The organism is Amnibacterium sp. (genome assembly GCF_051956055.1).
Taxonomy (GTDB): domain Bacteria; phylum Actinomycetota; class Actinomycetes; order Actinomycetales; family Microbacteriaceae; genus Amnibacterium.
Genome location: NZ_JBQCGC010000054.1, coordinates 20115 through 37546, shown reverse-complemented (window position 1 = coordinate 37546; position 17432 = coordinate 20115). Strand labels below are relative to the sequence as shown.

General features: G+C 74.3%; 20 protein-coding genes and 1 tRNA gene. 11 read left to right on the top strand and 10 right to left on the bottom strand.

Annotated elements, in window-relative coordinates:
- Positions 1–495 precede the first annotated feature (495 nt).
- Both ACTHLI_RS08125 and ACTHLI_RS08120 read right to left on the bottom strand, forming a co-directional pair.
- Positions 496–568: transfer RNA gene (locus ACTHLI_RS08125), tRNA-Glu, on the bottom strand.
- Between the two features lie 207 nt (positions 569–775).
- A complete protein-coding gene (locus ACTHLI_RS08120; protein WP_440182657.1) occupies positions 776–2017 on the bottom strand; it encodes an FUSC family protein in 1242 nt (413 codons plus the stop codon).
- 131 nt (positions 2018–2148) lie between these two features.
- On the opposite strand from ACTHLI_RS08120, the gene ACTHLI_RS08115 reads away from it, so the two are divergent.
- Positions 2149–2787 carry an MBL fold metallo-hydrolase gene (locus ACTHLI_RS08115; RefSeq protein ID WP_440182656.1) on the top strand — a complete coding sequence of 213 codons (639 nt, stop codon included), beginning with the start codon at positions 2149–2151 and terminating at the stop codon, positions 2785–2787.
- Between the two features lie 34 nt (positions 2788–2821).
- Here ACTHLI_RS08115 and ACTHLI_RS08110 read toward each other — a convergent pair whose 3' ends face one another.
- Genes ACTHLI_RS08110 through ACTHLI_RS08095 form a run of 4 tightly spaced genes read right to left on the bottom strand, consistent with a single transcriptional unit; the run spans position 2822 to position 5565 of the window.
- The gene (locus ACTHLI_RS08110; RefSeq protein WP_440182655.1) at positions 2822–3553 is read right to left on the bottom strand and encodes an ATP-binding cassette domain-containing protein; all 732 of its coding nucleotides are present in this window, start codon (positions 3551–3553) and stop codon (positions 2822–2824) included.
- Complete coding sequence (gene modB / locus ACTHLI_RS08105; protein WP_440182654.1) at positions 3550–4365, bottom strand: molybdate ABC transporter permease subunit; 816 nt, start codon at positions 4363–4365, stop codon at positions 3550–3552. Before modB ends, ACTHLI_RS08110 begins: the two co-directional genes overlap by 4 nt.
- Positions 4355–5143, bottom strand: coding sequence for a molybdate ABC transporter substrate-binding protein (modA, locus tag ACTHLI_RS08100; RefSeq protein ID WP_440182653.1), 789 nt, complete (start codon positions 5141–5143; stop codon positions 4355–4357). The genes modB and modA overlap by 11 nt, the downstream gene beginning before the upstream one ends.
- Entirely contained in the window at positions 5140–5565 is a 426-nt protein-coding gene (locus ACTHLI_RS08095) for a TOBE domain-containing protein (RefSeq protein WP_440182652.1), read from the bottom strand. The genes modA and ACTHLI_RS08095 overlap by 4 nt, the downstream gene beginning before the upstream one ends.
- Before the next feature lie 87 nt (positions 5566–5652).
- Here ACTHLI_RS08095 and ACTHLI_RS08090 point away from each other — a divergent pair, with 87 nt between their 5' ends.
- Genes ACTHLI_RS08090 through ACTHLI_RS08075 form a run of 4 tightly spaced genes read left to right on the top strand, consistent with a single transcriptional unit; the run spans position 5653 to position 9320 of the window.
- Entirely contained in the window at positions 5653–6699 is a 1047-nt protein-coding gene (locus ACTHLI_RS08090) for a ThiF family adenylyltransferase (RefSeq protein WP_440182651.1), read from the top strand.
- A gap of 2 nt (positions 6700–6701) precedes the next feature.
- Entirely contained in the window at positions 6702–7892 is a 1191-nt protein-coding gene (locus tag ACTHLI_RS08085) for a molybdopterin molybdotransferase MoeA (RefSeq protein ID WP_440182650.1), read from the top strand.
- Between the two features lie 22 nt (positions 7893–7914).
- Entirely contained in the window at positions 7915–8916 is a 1002-nt protein-coding gene (gene moaCB, locus ACTHLI_RS08080; RefSeq protein WP_440182649.1) for a bifunctional molybdenum cofactor biosynthesis protein MoaC/MoaB, read from the top strand.
- The gene (locus ACTHLI_RS08075) at positions 8913–9320 is read left to right on the top strand and encodes a molybdenum cofactor biosynthesis protein MoaE (protein WP_440182648.1); all 408 of its coding nucleotides are present in this window, start codon (positions 8913–8915) and stop codon (positions 9318–9320) included. Before moaCB ends, ACTHLI_RS08075 begins: the two co-directional genes overlap by 4 nt.
- Positions 9321–9528: 208 nt before the next feature.
- Here the strand turns inward: ACTHLI_RS08075 and ACTHLI_RS08070 are convergent, their stop codons facing one another.
- Positions 9529–9777, bottom strand: a complete 249-nt coding sequence (locus ACTHLI_RS08070; RefSeq protein WP_440182647.1) for a MoaD/ThiS family protein — start codon at positions 9775–9777, stop codon at positions 9529–9531.
- Positions 9770–10828 carry a GTP 3',8-cyclase MoaA gene (moaA, locus tag ACTHLI_RS08065; RefSeq protein WP_440182646.1) on the bottom strand — a complete coding sequence of 353 codons (1059 nt, stop codon included), beginning with the start codon at positions 10826–10828 and terminating at the stop codon, positions 9770–9772. The genes ACTHLI_RS08070 and moaA overlap by 8 nt, the downstream gene beginning before the upstream one ends.
- Before the next feature lie 51 nt (positions 10829–10879).
- On the opposite strand from moaA, the gene ACTHLI_RS08060 reads away from it, so the two are divergent.
- Both ACTHLI_RS08060 and ACTHLI_RS08055 read left to right on the top strand, forming a co-directional pair.
- A complete protein-coding gene (locus ACTHLI_RS08060) occupies positions 10880–11473 on the top strand; it encodes a molybdopterin-dependent oxidoreductase (RefSeq protein WP_440182645.1) in 594 nt (197 codons plus the stop codon).
- A gap of 13 nt (positions 11474–11486) precedes the next feature.
- A complete protein-coding gene (locus tag ACTHLI_RS08055; RefSeq protein ID WP_440182644.1) occupies positions 11487–12200 on the top strand; it encodes a ferredoxin reductase in 714 nt (237 codons plus the stop codon).
- Positions 12201–12248: 48 nt separating this feature from the next.
- Here ACTHLI_RS08055 and acs read toward each other — a convergent pair whose 3' ends face one another.
- Positions 12249–14219 carry an acetate--CoA ligase gene (gene acs / locus ACTHLI_RS08050; RefSeq protein WP_440182643.1) on the bottom strand — a complete coding sequence of 657 codons (1971 nt, stop codon included), beginning with the start codon at positions 14217–14219 and terminating at the stop codon, positions 12249–12251.
- 225 nt (positions 14220–14444) lie between these two features.
- On the opposite strand from acs, the gene ACTHLI_RS08045 reads away from it, so the two are divergent.
- Positions 14445–14702, top strand: coding sequence for a hypothetical protein (locus ACTHLI_RS08045; RefSeq protein WP_440182642.1), 258 nt, complete (start codon positions 14445–14447; stop codon positions 14700–14702).
- Positions 14703–14720: 18 nt separating this feature from the next.
- Here ACTHLI_RS08045 and ACTHLI_RS08040 read toward each other — a convergent pair whose 3' ends face one another.
- On the bottom strand, positions 14721–15128 hold the full coding sequence (locus ACTHLI_RS08040) for a hypothetical protein (RefSeq protein ID WP_440182641.1): 408 nt from the start codon (positions 15126–15128) through the stop codon (positions 14721–14723).
- A gap of 328 nt (positions 15129–15456) precedes the next feature.
- Between ACTHLI_RS08040 and ACTHLI_RS08035 the strand changes: the two genes are divergently transcribed.
- From ACTHLI_RS08035 to ACTHLI_RS08025, 3 genes are read left to right on the top strand one after another with little or no spacing between them, the layout of a single operon-like run.
- Complete coding sequence (locus ACTHLI_RS08035; RefSeq protein ID WP_440182640.1) at positions 15457–15813, top strand: GntR family transcriptional regulator; 357 nt, start codon at positions 15457–15459, stop codon at positions 15811–15813.
- Complete coding sequence (locus ACTHLI_RS08030) at positions 15813–16721, top strand: ABC transporter ATP-binding protein (RefSeq protein WP_440182639.1); 909 nt, start codon at positions 15813–15815, stop codon at positions 16719–16721. Before ACTHLI_RS08035 ends, ACTHLI_RS08030 begins: the two co-directional genes overlap by 1 nt.
- The gene (locus ACTHLI_RS08025) at positions 16718–17431 is read left to right on the top strand and encodes a hypothetical protein (RefSeq protein WP_440182638.1); all 714 of its coding nucleotides are present in this window, start codon (positions 16718–16720) and stop codon (positions 17429–17431) included. The genes ACTHLI_RS08030 and ACTHLI_RS08025 overlap by 4 nt, the downstream gene beginning before the upstream one ends.
- The last annotated feature ends 1 nt before the right edge of the window (position 17432 follow it).

Below are 17432 nucleotides of genomic sequence, written 5' to 3'. Positions count from 1 at the left end.
ACCGCGCTGGTCTGGCGCGAGAGCAGCTGCACCCGCGCACCGGGTCGGGGGGGGGGGGGGGACGACGCGGCCCCGATCCGGCCCGGACGACCATGGACACGGATCGCGTCCGCGATCGGACCGAGGAGTCGACGGGCGTTCGACGATGATCGGCGTCGGGGCATCCCTGGCCCGACGACGTCGCCCGTCGGCATGCACCCACACGGCTCGCAGCGGCACCGGGCTCGTGCCCCGGCGTTCCCGCTCTCCCGCTCGGCCGTCATGCTGCTGCTCCTGCCGCAGCCCCTCGCCGATCGACCTTCACGGACGCGACGACGCCTACCCAGATTTCCCCTCGGATCAGGCGCACGGCAGCGAACAGCATCGCGTCGAGTCCCACGACGAAGCATCTGAATGCGGGCAGAACTGTCAGGGATGTCCCGAGACAGGACAGCGTCCTGGGAGCATGTCCAGGAATGGAAAAACCCCCGGGATGAACCGGGGGTTTTCCTTGCGTGACCCCAGCGGGATTTGAACCCGCGTTACCGCCGTGAGAGGGCGACGTCCTAGGCCGCTAAACGATGGGGCCGCAGCCGCTGCGCGCTGCGCAGCGGTCAGCAAGTATGCCATACGCGTCGGCCGCTGCCGAACCGACGGAGGTGCGGGGTGATCTCGAGGCTCGCTGCGCTCGCACCTCGATCAGCCGAAGGGGTCGGGCGGCGCGGCGGGGCGCGCGGTCGACGCTGTGTCCCTCGATCGACGGAGCGCTCGGGCCGATCAGGGACGGGGCGTCGAGCTAGCGGCGGCGGCGACGGAGGAGGCGGCGCCAGCGGCGGCGGAAGCGGACGATCGCGGTGGGGCGGACGATCGCGATCGCCTCCGTCACGTCCGGGCGCAGGAGGTGCACCGGGGCCTCGCGCTCGAGGTCGAGCTGCTCGAGGACGTGGTCGACGGACGCGAGCACCGACCCCTGCAGCATCCACAGGTCCGGGCGGGCTCGCGGGTCGAGGTCGAGGAGGGTGAGTTCCGTGAGCACCGCCCGCGCCTCCCCCACCGCGCCGAGGGCGCGCTCGCGGGCGAGCACGCGGTCCGGCTCGTTCCCGTCGTACTCCGCGCCGACCAGGTCGCCGAAGGCCCGCAGCCCCGCCGCCGCGTCGTCGAGCACCACCGCGAACGCGCGACGGAGCTCGGCCGCTGCCGGGTCGTCGTCGCCGGTGCGCGCCGGGTCGGCCCGGGTGAGCACCACGAGGAGCGCGCGCTCCGCCGCGAGGCAGCGCTCCAGGCGTTCGAGTGCGCCGCGGAGCGCCGGGTGCACCGCCTCGGTGGTGAGGGCGAGCGGGTTCAGCACCCTCGTCTGCTCCACCTCGTGGACGGCGGCGCGCGCCTCCATGGCGTCCCCGGTGAGCTGGTCGGTCCACTCCAGCCACGCGGCGAGCTCCTCGCGCGCCGGCGGCCGGGAGCCCAGCGTCTGCGCGATCTCCCCGAGGAGCGCGGCCTGCGAGCGGGCGACGCGCCGCACGGCCTCCCCCGCCTGCGCGTTCGGGATCGCGACGGGGACGAGCAGGGAGAACGCGACGCCGACCCCGGTGCCGACGAGCGTGTTGACGAGCCGGACCTCCGCCCCGACCTCCGGCCGGGTGACCGCGAGGATCAGCATCGCGCTGATGGGCGTCTCCAGCGACTGGTCGCCGAGCCGGAACAGCTTCGCGAGCACGAGCGACACCGCGATGACGAGGGCGAGGCTCCACCACGACAGGCCGGTCCAGGTCGTCACGAGCACCGCGACGAGCACCCCGGTGAGCACCGCGCCGACGCGCACCAGCGCCATCACGAGCGTCCCGACCGTCGACGCCTGCACGACGAGCAGCGCGGTCAGCGGCGCCGTGAGGTCCAGGAGGCCCGGCGAGACCGCGTGGGCGACGAGGTACGCGACGACCGCGGCCACGGTGAGGCGGGTGATCTGCGTGGCGGCGGGTCGGAGCCGCGCAGGGACCTCCGCCCACGAGGTCGGGAACGACGGCCAGACCCAGTCGAGCACGCGCTGGATCCGGAGGCGCGCGCGCGACCGACGCCCCTCCCCGCCCGACACCGCCCGTCCCGTGGTCGTCCCCCTCCGCTCTGCCGAGCATCCGCAGCGGATCCTCGGCGGGCCGGTGGTTGGCTCGGCCCATGCGCATCACCAAGCTCGAGCATGCCGCGTTGATCCTGGAGGAGGCGGGCCGGCGGCTCGTGATCGACCCGGGCGGCCTCACGAACCCCATCGTCGGCCTCACCGGAGTGGATGCCGTCGTCATCACGCATGAGCACGCCGACCACTGGACGCCGGACCAGCTGCAGCGGCTCCGCGACGCGAACCCGGGGCTGACGATCTACGGTCCCTCCGGTGTGGTCCGCGCCGCCGAGGGCATCGACATCACGACCGTGGCGCCGGGGCAGACGATCGAGGACGGGCCGTGGACGCTGCGGTTCTTCGGCGGCAACCACGCGGTGATCCACGCCTCCATCCCCGTCGTCGAGAACGTGGGCGTGCTCGTGAACGACCGCCTCTACTACCCGGGCGACTCCTTCTACATCCCCCTCGGGGTGGAGGTGAACACCCTCGCTGCACCCGCGGGGGCACCGTGGATGAAGGTCGCGGAGGGCATGGACTACCTCGCGCAGGTCGCGCCCAAGCGCGCGTTCGGCACCCACGACGGGGTGCTCTCCGCCGCGGGCATCGGCCTCGTGCACGACCGCTTCAAGGCGGTCGTCGAGTCGAAGGGCGGCGAGTACGTCGCGCTGAAGCCGGGCGACACCCTCGACGTCTGACCCCGCTCATGTGCACGGATGAGGGCGGCGCCCCTTATCCGTGCACATCGACATCGAGGAGACTGCGCACGATGGGCACCGCCGGGTCGGCGCGGAGGACCTCGAGCGGTCCGCGCTGAACGACCCGGCCCGCATCGAGCACGATCACCTCGTCCGCGAGCGCTTCCGCGTCGCGGACGTCGTGCGTGACGAGCAGCGCGGAGCCGGAGAACGCCGCGAGATGCTCGCGGACGGCGTCCCGGAGTGCGGGGCGCAGCTCGGCGTCGATCGCGGCGAGCGGCTCGTCCAGGAGGATCAGGCGGGGCTCCCGCGCGAGCGTGCGAACGAGCGCCACCCGGGCCGCCTGGCCGCCGGAGAGCGAGCCGGGGCGCCGGTCCCGGAGCGCGCCGAGGCCGGCGGCGGCGAGCAGCCCGTCCGCGCGATCGCGGGCAGCACGCCGGTGGAGCCGCATGGTGCGCAGCCCGAACGCCACGTTGTCGAGGACCGACAGGTGCGGGAAGAGCGCCGCCTGCTGCTGCACGACGCCGATCGGCCGGTGCTCGGGCGCGACGGCGACCCCCGCCTCGACGTCGGCCAGCGTCACCCCGTCCACGACGACGCGGCCGCCGTCGAGCGGCTCGACGCCGGCGATCGCCGAGACGGCGGTCGACTTGCCCGCGCCGTTGCGCCCCATCAGCGCCACGACCCGACCGGCGGGCACGGTGAGCTCGACCTCGAGCCGGAACCCGGGCCGCTCCACCCGCAGCGCGGCCTCGAGCCCGCTCATCGCGCGAGCCCCCGCAACCAGTGGTCGCGCAGCGACACGAGCACGGCGACCGCCACGAGCATGAGCACCACGGAGATCGCGATCGCCGCCTGCGGATCGGTCGTGAGCGCGAGGTAGGCGGCGATCGGGAGCGTCTCCGTCACCTTCGGCAGGCTGCCCGCGAACGTGACGGTGGCACCGAACTCCCCGATCGCCCGCGCGAAGGAGAGCACCGCACCGGCGGCGACGCCGGGCGCCGCGAGCGGGAGGGTCACGCGCACGAACCGCGTCCACGGGCCGGCGCCGAGCGTCGTCGCGGCGATCGCGAACCGTCGGTCGACACCCCGCAGCGCCCCCTCGACCCCGAGCACGAGGAACGGCAGCCCGACGAACGTCTGCGCCACGATCACCGCCCCGGTGGTGAACGGCAGCTGGAACCCGGTGGCGCGGTACAGGGGGCCACCGAGCAGCCCGACCCGGCCGAGGAGGAGCAGCAGGGCGATGCCGCCCACGACCGGCGGCAGCACGAGCGGGGTGGTCACGAGGGCCCGGATGAGCCGTCGCAGCGGCGCCGGCCACCCGTCCGCGCCGGCGAGCACGACGGCGAGCGGGACGCCGAGGAGCACGGACAGCCCGGTCGAGGCGGCCGCGGTGCCGAGCGACAGGGCGAGCGCGGGGAGGACCGTGCCGCCCCCGAGCAGCGCGGGCAGCTGACCCCAGGGGGCGCGCACGAGCAGGGCCACGAGCGGGCCGACGAGCAGCACGATCGCGATCGCGGCCGGGACCAGCACCGCGCGCGGGAGGCGCGCGAGGGGGTCCCGCCTACGGGGCAAGGAATCCCGCCGACTGCAGCGCGTCCTCGTGGGCCCGGACGTAGGCGACCCAGGCGGCGGCGAGCGCCGGATGCTTCGATCCCGCGATGGGCGCGATCGGGTACGCGGTGACCGCCTGCTGCGCCTCCGGGAACGCGATGCCCTCGACCTTCCCCTTGGCCGCGCGCACGTCGGTGACGTACACCAGGCCGGCGTCCGCCTCGTCGCCCGCCACCTTGGTGAGCACGCTCGTCACGTCCGGCTCGTAGCTGTCCGGCTTCGCCGCGACCTTCCCGAGGCGGAACACCTGCTGAGCGGCGGCGCCGCACGGCACCTGCTTCGCGCACACGATCACCGTCTTCGCCGCGTCCGCGAAGTCGGCGAGGCCGGTGATGCGGCCGGGGTTCCCGGGCGGCACCGCGATCTCGAGCTCGTTGCGGGCGATGACGACCGGATCGGCGGCGGTGAGCGACGCCGCCTGCACGGTGCGCATGGTGGTGGAGCTCGCCGCGGCGAAGACGTCGACCGGCGCGCCCGCGACGATCGCCGCCGCGAGCGTCGAGCTGCCGCCGAAGTCGAACGTGACCGTGGTGCCCGGGTGCTCCCGCTCGAAGGAGGCGGCGAGCGCGGGGAACACCTGGTTCAGGCTCGCGGCCGCGTCCACCGTGATGGCGCCGGACAGCGTCGCCGACGACGCGGCGGTCGGCCCGGCGGCCGCGGGCGCGTCCTGGGCGCATCCCGCGAGCAGGAGGGCGGCGAGCGGCAGGACCGTCGCGGCGGCCAGACGGCGCCCGATCACCGGGCGTCCTTCCGCTGATCGGCGCGTTCGACGACCACCGTGGTGGCCTTGACCGACGCGGTGGCGATCGCGCCGGGCTCCAGCTGCAGCTCGTCCGCCGCCTCCCGGCTCATCAGCGAGACGAAGCGGAACGGGCCCGCCTGCAGCTCGACCTGCGCCATCACGGTGTCGCGCACCACCCGCGTGACGATGCCGGTGACGCGGTTCCGCGCGGACGAGGTCCCCTCCGCGGGGAGGAGGCGCGCGAGCGGGGACTCGGCCGCGATCTGCGCCGCGAGACCGGCGAGCTCGGCACCGTCCACCGTGCCGGGGGTCGTCGACCTGTCGATCCCGATGCGGCCCGCGTCGCTCCACCTGCGCAGCGTGTCGTCGCTCACCCCGAGGAGCGCGGCGGCCTCCGTGACCTTGATCCGATCGGACACCCGTCGCCTCCTGAACCGCACCTGCGTGCGATGCACACCCTATCGGGCGCATCCGCGGATGGATGGTGGCGGTGGTTGGATCGACGCGTGGCCGATGCGCGCTTCGCCCGCCAGGTGCGGCTCCCGGGATTCGGGGAGCCCGGCCAGGCGAGGCTCGCCGCTGCACGCGTGGTCGTCGTGGGTGCCGGCGGCCTCGGCTGCGCGGTGCTGCCGGTGCTGAGCGCGACCGGGATCGGGGAGCTCGTCGTCGTCGACGACGACCTCGTGGAGGTCACGAACCTGCACCGGCAGGTCCTGTACGGACCGGAGGACGTGGGGCGCGCGAAGGCGGAGGTCGCCGCCGAGCGCCTCCACTCCCCCGTCGAAGCGGTCGTGACCCGGGTCACGCCGGAGAACGTCGACGCGTTGGTCGCCGGCGCGACGCTCGTCGTCGACGGGACTGACGACCCCGACGCGCGATACGCGCTCGACGACGCCTGCGCCGCCGCGGGGATCCCGCTCGTCTGGGGGTCCGCGGTCGGCTTCGGCGGTCAGGTCGGGGTGGCGCAGCCCTCCGGCCCCCGCTGGCGCGACCTGTTCCCGCATCGGCCCGCACCGGGCACGCTCGCCACCTGCGAGACCGCGGGGGTGCTGCCGAGCCTCTGCACCACGGTCGGCGGCGCGATGGCGACGGAGGCGATCAAGCTGCTGACCGGCGTCGGGCGGCCGCTGATCGGGCGGCTCCTCGTGATCGACGCGTCGTCCGCCTCCGTGCGCGAGATCGCGTACGGTGCAGCCGACGAGACCGGAACCGACGAGGACGAGGGGACGATGACGGACATCGAGGAGATCTCGCCCGCAGCGACGGCGAGACTGCTGGAGGACGGGGCGGACGTCACCCTGCTCGACGTCCGCGAGCCGTGGGAGGCGGAGATCGCCGCGCTGCCCGGCTCGGTGCTGATCCCGCTCGGCGAGCTCCCGGAGCGGGTCGGCGAGCTCGACCGCGGGCGGCCGGTGATCGCGTACTGCCACGGCGGCGTGCGGAGCATGGCCGCCGCGAAGCAGCTGGCGGCCGCCGGGCTCCAGGTGCGCTCGATGGCCGGCGGGATCGACGGCTGGAGCCGGACGGTGGACCCGACCCTCCCGAGGTACTGACGATGCCGCACCGTCGCACCGTCGACGAGCACGCCGGCCGCGTCGCCGCGCTCGTCGGGCCGCCGCTGGCCCGGCAGGAGGCCGAGACCGTGCCGCTCGCGGGCGCGCTCGGTCGGGTGACCATCGAGCCGATCAGCACCGTCGGGCCGCTCCCGCCGTTCCGCAACGCGCAGATGGACGGCTACGCGGCCCGCGCGTCGGAGATCCGGCGCACCCCCGTGGTACTGCCGGTCGACGGGGTGCAGCCGGCCGCGGCGTCCCCGGCCCGCGTCCTCCCGGCCGGTCACCTCCTCAAGGTGATGACGGGTGCGCCCGTTCCCGACGGCGCCGACTGCGTCGTCCCGGTCGAGCAGACCGTGGAGGAGGACGGGGGCGTCCGCGTCCTCCGGGCCGTGGAGCCGGGCGCGTTCGTCCGCGAGGCCGGCAGCGACGCGCTTCCCGGCACCGTCGTCGTGCCCGCGTACACCCGGCTCGCCCCACGCCACCTCGCCGCCGCCGCGGCTGCGGGCGTGGCGGTGGTGCCCGTGCGCAGGCGCCCCAGGGTCGCGGTGATCGCGACCGGCGCGGAGGTGGTGCCGCCGGGAGCCCCGCTCGCGCTCGGCCAGGTGCACGACGTGAACGGCGTCGTGCTCGGCGCGCTCGCGGAGGAGGCGGGCGCCGAGACCGTCTCCGTGGACCTGACCCCCGACGAACCGGCGGCGTTCGAGCGCGCCCTCGCCCGCGCCGTCGAGATCGCCGACCTCGTGCTCACCGCAGGAGGCGTGTCCAAGGGCGACTTCGAGGTGGTGCGACAGGTGCTCGAACCGCTGGGTGCGGACGTGACCGAGATCGCGATGCAGCCGGGCGGCCCGCAGGGCACCGCCTCCGTCCGCGGCGTGCCCGTCGTCTGCCTCCCGGGCAACCCCGTCTCCGCCCAGGTGTCGTTCACCGTCTTCCTCCGGCCGCTGCTCCGCGGCGCGGTCGGGCTGCCGCCCGTGCACGCCGTGCCGCTCCCGCTCGCGGCAGCGGTCCACTCGCCGAGGGGCAAGCGGCAGTGGCTGCGGGGCGTGGTGCGGGACGGCGTGGTGTACCCGGTGGGCGGCCCCGGATCCCACCTCGTCGTCGCGATGGCGGGCGCGGACGTGCTGATCGACGTGCCCGCGGAGGCGGACTTCGTGGCCGCGGGCAGCACCGTCTCGGTGCTGCCGCTCTGACTCGTCCGGCGAGAATGAGGGCATGGGCCGGCTGACGCATCTCGACGACCAGGGCCGCGCCCGCATGATCGACGTGGGAGCGAAGCCGGAGACCCGGCGGGAGGCCGTCGCGCAGGGCCGTATGGTGACGACCGCGGAGGTGGTCCGGCTGCTGGTCGCGGACGGGCTGCCCAAGGCCGACGCGCTCGCGACCGCCCGGATCGCGGGGATCGCCGGCGCGAAACGGACGAGCGACCTCATCCCGCTCTGCCACCCGCTGCCGATCGACGCGGTCTCGGTGGAGCTGCAGCCGGAGGGCGAGACGGTCCGCATCGAGGCGCGGGTGTCCACGACCGGGAGGACCGGCGTGGAGATGGAGGCGCTCACCGCGGTCACGATCGCGGGTCTCACGCTGCACGACATGATCAAGGCGGTGGACCCCGGGGCGACGCTGACGGACGTGCAGCTGGTCGAGAAGACCGGGGGCAAGCACGGCCGCTGGACCCGGGACCGGATCCCGGAGGCCCCCGAGTCGGTGCGGCGCGGCGGCGGCCGGGTCCTCGTCGTGTCGACCGGAGCCGCGGCCCGGACGCGGCAGGACACCACGGGCGGCCGCATCGTGGCGTGGCTGCGCGAGCAGGGGCTCGAGACGCCGGACGCCTCGGTGGTCGCGGACTCGGACGTGGCGAGCGGGCTCCGAGCTGCGCTCGCGGACGGTCCGGAGGTGCTGATCACGACCGGCGGCACCGGCCCAAGCCCGACCGACCGCACGCCGGAGGCGACGCGCGCGCTGCTCGATCGGCCGCTGCCCGGGGTGGCGGAAGCGCTCCGGGCCCGAGCGGGGACCCCGACGGCGGCGCTGGGCCGCGGGATCGCGGGCCTGGCGAACGGGACGGTCGTCGTGAACCTGCCCGGCTCGGCCGGCGGGGTCGACGACGGGCTCGCGGTGCTGGCGGACCTCCTCCCCCACCTCCGGCATCAGCTCCGCGGTGAGGCGGACCACGAGCACGGCGCGCACCAGTCGGCGCCGCACGGGCTCCGATGAGCGTCGCGCTCGCCGAGGTGACCACGGCGCCCATCGACGCGGCCGCGGTGGAGGCGGCGGTGCTGACGCGCGCGGACGGCGCGCTCGTCACGTTCCGGGGCGTCATCCGCGATCACGACGCCGGCCACGCGGTCACGCGGCTGGTGTACTCCGCGCATCCGGACGCCGAGACCTTCCTCCGGGCGACCTGCGAGCGGGTGGGAGGCGACCTGGTCGTCGCGGCCGTGCACCGGGTCGGGGCGCTCGAGGTGGGCGACGTGGCGCTCGTCGCCGCCGTCGCCGCACCGCATCGCGCGGAGGCCTTCGCGACCTGCTCGGCGCTGATCGACGCGATCAAGGCGGAGGTGCCGATCTGGAAGCGGCAGCACGCCCCGGACGGCACGACGGAGTGGGTCGGCCTCTGACCTTCGTCGTTCAGGAGATTCTGCGGCGCGGCGGCCGGATCTCCTGAACGACGAAGGGGACGTCTCGATGTGCGCGCGCTCGGGATGGTCTCGAGGCTCGCTCCGCTCACACCTCGACCAACGGAGGAGCGCCGACCCCGGCCCGACCCACACCCGGTGATCGAGGTGCGAGCGCCAGCGAGCCTCGAGATCACCCCGACCGTCGGGGTCAGCCGCCCGCGAAGGGCGGGAGGACGTCGACCCTCGACTGCAGGGGTCGCGCCGGATCCCTCGTGACCGTGCCGTCGACGAGGAGCGAGCCGGCGTCGAGGACGCGCTGCATCGCGGGGCCGTAGCGGTCGGCGAGCCAGGACCGGAGCGCGCCGGCCGTCGCCTCGACCGTCACCCGCTCCTCCTCGCGCCCGGCGGCCTCCGCGGCCGCCGCGAAGTACCGCACCAGGACCGTCGCCTCAGCCACCGATCGCTCCCATCGAGCGGGCCGGGCGCTGGAACGTCGGCCGCTCCATCCCGTGCCCGGCCTGCTTGCCCCACATCGCCGCGCGCCACGCGTCCGCGATCGCCGCGTCGGTCGCCCCGCCGCGCAGCAGCGGCGCGAGCGGCGTCTCGTCGTCCCCGAACAGGCAGGACCGCACCGAGCCCTCCGCGGTCAGCCTGGTCCGGTCGCAGTCGCGGCAGAACGACCGGGTGACGGAGGCGATGATCCCGACGGTCGCCGCGGTCCCCGCGACCTGCCACAGCTCGGCGGGCGACGACGGGTCGTCCCGCCCGATCGGCTCGAGCCGGAACCGCGTGCCGAGCACCGCCAGCAGCTCCGCCGCGTCGACGAGCGACTCCCGGCTCCACACGCCGTCGGCGTCGAGCGGCATCTGCTCGATGAACCGGAGGTGCACCCGGGCGTCGACCGCCCAGGCGAGCAGGTCGGCGGCGTCCCCGAGGGTCTCCCGCATGAGCACGGCGTTGACCTTGAGCGGCTCGAGCCCCGCGTCGCGCGCCGCCGCGATCCCGGCCAGGACGGCGTCCAGCCGATCCCGCCGCGTGAGCCGGGCGAAGTGCTCGCGGTCGACCGTGTCGAGGGAGATGTTCACCCGGTCGAGCCCGGCGGCGAGCAGCGCGGGGAGCCGCCGGTCGAGCCCGATGCCGTTCGTGGTGAGCGCCATCGGCACACCGGGTGCCGCCTCCCTGGTGGCCGCGAGGATCTCGGCGAGGTCCGCGCGCATGAGCGGCTCGCCTCCCGTGAAGCGCACCTCCCGGATCCCGAGGTCCCGCGCGCCGATCCCGACGAGCCGGGCGATCTCGGCGGGGGTCAGCAGGTCACGGCGCGGGATGGCGGGCAGCCCTTCCTCCGGCATGCAGTACGTGCAGCGGAGGGAGCACTTCTCCGTCACGGAGACCCGCAGATCGCGGCCGAAGCGCCCGAAGCGGTCGATGAGGCCGGCCTCGTCGGGCCGGTCGGCGGTGTCGACCCGAGCGCGCGGCACGCGCAGGTTGCCGATGTTCACCGCCGTCACGGGTCCAATCTCGCACAGCGCTGCGGGGTGCTCGCGTGGAAGCATGGATCCATGGCGGTCTTCTCCCCAGGTTTCCGCGGTCGGCGGCGCGACACGAACCCGGCGCTCCCGCCCGGGCAGTACGAGGAGCACGGCTTCCCGGTCCTGTCTGCGGGCCCGACGCAGCGGGTGCGGCTGGACGACTGGCGCTTCACGCTGACGACGGAGGCGGGGGCTGCGCGGAGCTGGTCCTGGCAGGAGCTGATGGCGCTCGGCCCGGAGACGATCGAGACCGCGATCCACTGCGTGACGAGCTGGTCCAAGTTCGGCACGCACTGGCGCGGCGTCTCCGTGGACAAGCTCCTCGCGGGCGTCGACACGGAGGCGGGGTTCGCGATGGCCGGCAGCTACGGCGGCTACACGACGAACCTGCCGCTCGCGGACCTCACGGGCGGGAAGGCCTGGATCGCGTTCGAGTTCGACGGGGCTCCGCTCGCACCCGAGCACGGCGGTCCCGCGCGCCTCCTGGTGCCGCACCTGTACTTCTGGAAGAGCGCGAAGTGGGTGAACTCGCTGACGCTCATGACGCACGACCGGTCCGGCTTCTGGGAGAGCCTCGGGTACCACCGGCACGGCGACCCGTGGTTGGAGGAGCGCTATTCCTGACCCGAACCGCTGGGTGCCGGCGACGCTCGTCGACGACCACGTCGAGACCGCGTCGGCCCGCACCCTGCGTCTCAGCGCTCCGGATCTGGGACCCGCGCTCGCCGGGCAGCACGTCGACATCCGGCTCACCGCGGCCGACGGCTACACGGCGCAGCGCTCGTACTCCCTCTCCTCCGCCGCAGGCGCCGACCCGATCGAGGTGACGGTCGAGCGGTTCGACGACGGGGAGGTCTCCCCGTACCTCGTCGACGAGCTCGAGGTCGGCGATGCGATCGAGGTGCGCGGCCCGGTGGGCGGCTGGCTCGTCTGGCGTCCGGAGGCGGGGAGCCGCCCGGTGCAGCTCATCGCGGGCGGCTCGGGCGTCGCGCCCCTCATGGCGATGCTGCGGACCCGCCAGGCGGCGGGCTCGACGACGCCGTTCCGGCTGCTGTACGGCGTCACCGATCCGGACCGGCTGTACTACACCGAGGAGCTCGCGCACCTCGCGGAGGCGGAGGGGGTGACGGTGGACATCCGCTACTCCCGGCGCGTGCCGGAGGGGAGCACGGCGGTCCCGCACCGCATCACCCCGGACGACCTCGCGGCGCTCGTGACGCCGCCGGAGGCGGACCCGTCGGTCTTCGTGTGCGGCCCGACCGGCTTCGTCGAGGCGATCGCCGACGCGCTCGTCGCGCTGGGGCACCCCGAGCACCGGATCAGGACGGAGCGCTTCGGCCCGACCGGCTGAGCGGCTCCTCCAGGCCGCCGGGTCCTGGAGGAGCCGAGCGCGGGCCGGTCAGTCCTCCGGAGCCGCGGCGCCCATCCCCTGCCGGATGGTGTCCATGACGGTCGTGTCCGCGAGCGTCGTGACGTCCCCGACGGGCCGGTTCTCCGCGACGTCGCGCAGGAGGCGCCGCATGATCTTGCCGGATCGGGTCTTCGGCAGCTCGGCGACGACGAGGATCTGCCGCGGGCGGGCGATCTTGCCGATCTGCTTCGCGACGTGCTCGCGGAGCTCGCTCGCCACCTCCGGACCGCCGTCGCCGGCCTCCTGCCGCAGGATCACGAACGCGACCACGGCCTGCCCGGTCGTCTCGTCGGAGGCGCCGACCACGGCGGCCTCGGCGACCTTCGGGCTGGAGACCAGCGCGGACTCGATCTCGGTCGTCGACAGGCGGTGGCCGGCCACGTTCATCACGTCGTCGACGCGGCCGAGCAGCCAGAGGTCGCCGTCGTGGTCCCGCTTCGCGCCGTCGCCGGCGAAGTACCTGCCCGGGAACCGGGACCAGTACGTCTCCTTGTACCGCTCGTCGTCGCCCCAGATGGTCCGCAGCATGCTCGGCCACGGGTCGGTGAGCACGAGGTACCCGCCGGAGCCGTCCGGTACGGAGTTCCCCGCGTCGTCGACGACGTCCGCCCCGATCCCCGGCAGCGCCTTCATCGCGGCGCCAGGCTTGCTCGCGGTGACCCCGGGCAGCGGGCTGATCATCAGCGACCCCGTCTCGGTCTGCCACCAGGTGTCGACGACCGGGGTGCGCCCGCCGCCGATGTGCTCGCGGTACCAGACCCACGCCTCCGGGTTGATCGGCTCCCCCACGCTGCCCATCAGCCGCAGGCTCGAGAGGTCGTACTGCGCGGGGATGTCCGCGCCCCACTTCATGAACGTGCGGATCGCGGTCGGCGCGCAGTACAGGATCGTGACGCCGTACCGCTGCACGATCTCCCACCAGCGGCCGCGGTGCGGCGCATCCGGTGCGCCCTCGTAGATCACGGAGGTCGTCGCGTTCGCGAGCGGCCCGTAGACGACGTAGGAGTGCCCGGTCACCCACCCGATGTCGGCCGCGGTCCAGTACACGTCCGTCTCGGGCTTGAGGTCGAACACCTCCCACTGGGTCCAGGAGGCGCCGAGCAGGTACCCCGCGGAGGTGTGCAGGATCCCCTTCGGCTTGCCCGTGGTGCCGGAGGTGTACATCACGTACAGCGGGTGCTCCGCGTCGAACGCCTGCGCCTCGTGCGTGCGCTCGGCGGTGTCGACGGTGTCGTGCCACCACAGGTCCCGGCCGTCGACCATCTCGACGGCGCTCCCCGTCCGCTTCACGACGACCGTGCTGCGCACGTCGGGGCACTGCTGCAGCGCCTCGTCGACCACCGGCTTCAGCGGCACCTCCGCGCCCTTGCGCCAGCCGCCGTCCGCCGTCAGCACGACCCGGGCGTCGCAGTCGAGGATCCGCGTCGCGAGCGCGTCCGCGGAGAACCCGCCGAACACGACCGTGTGCGGGGCGCCGATGCGGGCGCACGCGAGCATCGCGATCACCGTCTCCGGGATCATCGGCATGTAGATCGCGACCCGGTCGCCCGCCTGCACGCCCAGCGCCTCGAGCGTGTTCGCAGCCTGGCAGACCCGCTCCGTCAGCTCGCGGTACGTGATCACGCTGCGGTCGCCGTCGGGCTCGCCCTCGAAGTAGTAGGCGACCCGGTCCCCGAGCCCCGCCTCCACGTGCCGGTCGAGGCAGTTCACCGCCACGTTGAGCTTCCCGCCCACGAACCACTTCGCGAACGGCGCGTTCGACCAGTCGAGCACCTCGGTGAACGGCTCGGCCCAGGTCAGCCGCTTCGCGCGCTCTCCCCAGAACGCGACCCGATCGGCGTCCGCCTCGGCGTAGACGGAGGCGTCGACGTTCGCCTGCGCGGCGAACTCCGGGCTCGGCGGGAAGGTGCGGTCCTCGGAGGCGAGGTTGTCCAGAGCGGGGGTCACGGTGTCGGTCACGGCGTCGTCCTTCCGGGCAGCACCTTCGCCGCCCACCAGCACGCTACGCGGAACGGTCGCCGAGTTCGCCCTCGACGGCCCCTGCGGGCCGCGACGGACGGCACCTCCGGGCGAGGACCTGGCGCCGAGCCACCCGATCGCGGCCGCGCCGAGGCTGTCGGAGGGTGGGTGGAACATGCGGTTGACGCGGCGTGTTGTACTCCGCGGGCCGATGAGGAGGCAGTGATGCGAGGAGATCGGGTGGAGGTCGTCGTCGACGTGGGCGACGGCACGAGGACCTACGAGGTCGAGGCGACGCGGGCGGGCCGGCGCGTGGACGTGCGGACCGGGCGCGGCCTGGTGGAGGTGGTCGAGGTGACCCGCGGCGGCACCCCGGTGCGCACCGCGCGCTTCATGGCACAGCGCGTGGTCGCGATGGTCGAGCACCCGGCGTCGCCGGACGGCGGCGCCGACGAGGTGGTGACGCTGCACCGCGCCGCATAGCGCGGCGCCCTGCGCCCCTCAGGCGGCGGGCCGCCTGGTGCTGCCCGCGAGGAGCGTGATGACGTAGAAGACGGCACCGGCGAGGAACGCGAGGGCCATCAGGAACGAGAGCCAGCCGCTGTCGAGCATCAGGGTGAACACGCCCGCGACGAAGGCCACGAGCACGGAGACCAGGCCCCAGAGCGCCGCCGTGACCGCGAGCCCCTCGCGGCGGGCCACGGCGAGGAGCCGGAAGGCGACGACCACGATCGCCAGGCCGATCAGCACGTGCAGGCCGAGGACGATGCCGTGCACCACCTTCGAGCCCGCGGCGGGGACGAGGTTCACGCCCATGCCGAGGAGGAACTCGAGGGCGAGCGCGCTCAGCGCCTCCCGGGAGCGCCGCGCGAGCGGCGTGCGTGCGGCGGTCTGCGCGGCATCGGTCATGGTGGAATCCTCCTCGTCGGACGGGACACCAGCAGTCTCGACGCGCGAGCGCAGCGCCACATCCTCCGCAGGGAGGCGGTCGGCTGAATCCGCGGGTCGTACGACCGCGCGCGGATCGGCGCAGATGGCCGGCACGGCGACACCATCCGGCCGCCGGGCGTCACGCCGGACGTCGCGGTGGTCATCGCGCGGGCGACGCGGTCGGTGCGACCGTCACCGAGCCCGGCTCGCGACCCGAGCGTCGACGACCGGTCGCGGCCAGGTGCTTGACAGCGCCGCACGAGGTTCCTAGGTTCATTAGTCAAGTAATGAACCAGGGAGGTGATGAGTGCTCACGGACGACCGACCGATCTTCCAGCAGATCGCGGACCAGCTGGCGGACGGCATCCTCGCGGGTACCTACCTCCCCGGCGCCCCGGTGCCGTCGACGAACGAGCTCGCCGCGTTCCACCGCATCAACCCCGCGACCGTCGGCAAGGGCGTGAACCTCCTCGTCGACGCCGGCGTGCTCGAGAAGCGCCGGGGCCTCGGGATGTACGTCACGGCGGGGGCGCGCGAGCGGCTCCTCGCCGATCGGCGCGCCTCCTTCGCCAGGGACTTCGTCGCCCCATTGCTCGCCGAGGCCGCCTCGCTCGGCCTCGCCACCGCCGAGGTGCACCGCATCATCGATCAAGGAGTGCAGTGATGTCCCCCACCGCCATCCGCCTCGCCGGCGTCTCCCGCCGCTTCGGCCGGACGTTCGCGCTCGACGGCGTGACCGTCGACGTGCCGTCCGGCGTCGTGTGCGGTCTGCTCGGCCGCAACGGCGCCGGCAAGACGACGCTGATGTCGATCCTCGCCGGTCACGACCGGCCGTCGACCGGCACCGTGCAGGTGCTCGGTCGCGACCCGTTCGAGCACTCCGCGGTGATGGGCTCGATCAGCCTGATCCGCGACAACCAGCGCTACCCCGACGACTTCCGACTGAAGCACGTGCTCCGGATCGCGCCGCGCTTCCACGAGCGCTGGGACGCGGACCTGGCGGCGGCGCTCGTCGACGACTTCCGCCTTCCGGCCAGGACCACGATCAAGAAGATGTCGCGGGGCCAGCAGTCCGGCCTCGGCATCGTGATCGGGCTCGCGTCGAAGGCGCCGGTGACGATCTTCGACGAGCCCTACCTGGGTCTCGACGCCACCGCGCGGCGGATCTTCGCGGACCGGCTGCTCGCCTCCCGCTTCGACGACGCCGACGAGCGGACGATCGTGCTCTCCACGCACCTCATCGACGAGATGGAGCAGCTGCTCGACCACGTCCTCGTGCTCGACGCGGGCCGACTGGTCCGCTCGGGCACGACGGACGAGGTGACCGCTGGCGCGCACGCGCTGAACGGTCCGGCGGACGCGGTGCTCCGGCTCGCCGGCGGCCGCGAGCCGATCAGCAGCCACCGCGTCGGCGGGCTGCTCTCCCTGGTGTTCGCGGGTGCCGCGCCGGCGGGGCTCGCGGCGGAGGCCCGGACGGCCGGCGTGGAGCTCGCCCCGGTCGGGCTGCAGGACCTCGTGGCCGCGCTCGGCGACGGCCGGTCGCAGGACGGGCGGCAGGAGGCGGCGGCATGAGCGCGCTCACCGCCCGCCCCGCGCGGCCGCTCGACGTGGTCGCGCTCCAGTACGCGCAACCGAACCGGATGGTCGGCATCCCCTTGCTCATCCTCGGCACCGTGGTGGTCCTCACGATCGCCATCTCGATCGCGGTCCTCCGAGCCGGCGGCCGCCTCACGGACTCCAGCCAGAACGGGTGGATCCTCTGGAGCGTCATCGGCTACACGGTCGCGGTCGGTGTGCAGAACGTCGGGACGAGCTTCCCGTTCGCGCTCGCGCTCGGCGCCACCCGGCGCACGTTCGTGCTCGGCAACCTGCTCACGGCCGCGGCGCAGGCCGCGCTCGTCGCCGCGGCCGCGCTCGCGCTCCTCGGCCTCGAGACCGCGACCGGCGGCTGGTTCATCGGCGCGTCCGTCCTGCGGGTCCAGGCGCTCGGGAACGGCGATCCGGCGCAGCTCGCCGGCGCGATGTTCCTGTCCATCCTGCTCGCGCTCTCGGTCGGGAGCGTGTTCGGCGCCGCCTGGATCCGGTTCGGCCCCCTCGGCCCGTTGCTCCTCAGCGCCGGGAGCGCGGCCGTCGTCGCGCTGCTCCTCCTGCTGCTCGTGCCCTTCGGAGGCGCCATCAGCGCCGCCTCGCGACCGTGGTGGCCGGTGGCCGCCGCGACCCTCGTCGTCGTGCTCGCGCTCGGCGCCCAGTACCTGTTCCTGCGCCGCGCCAGCGTGCGCTGAC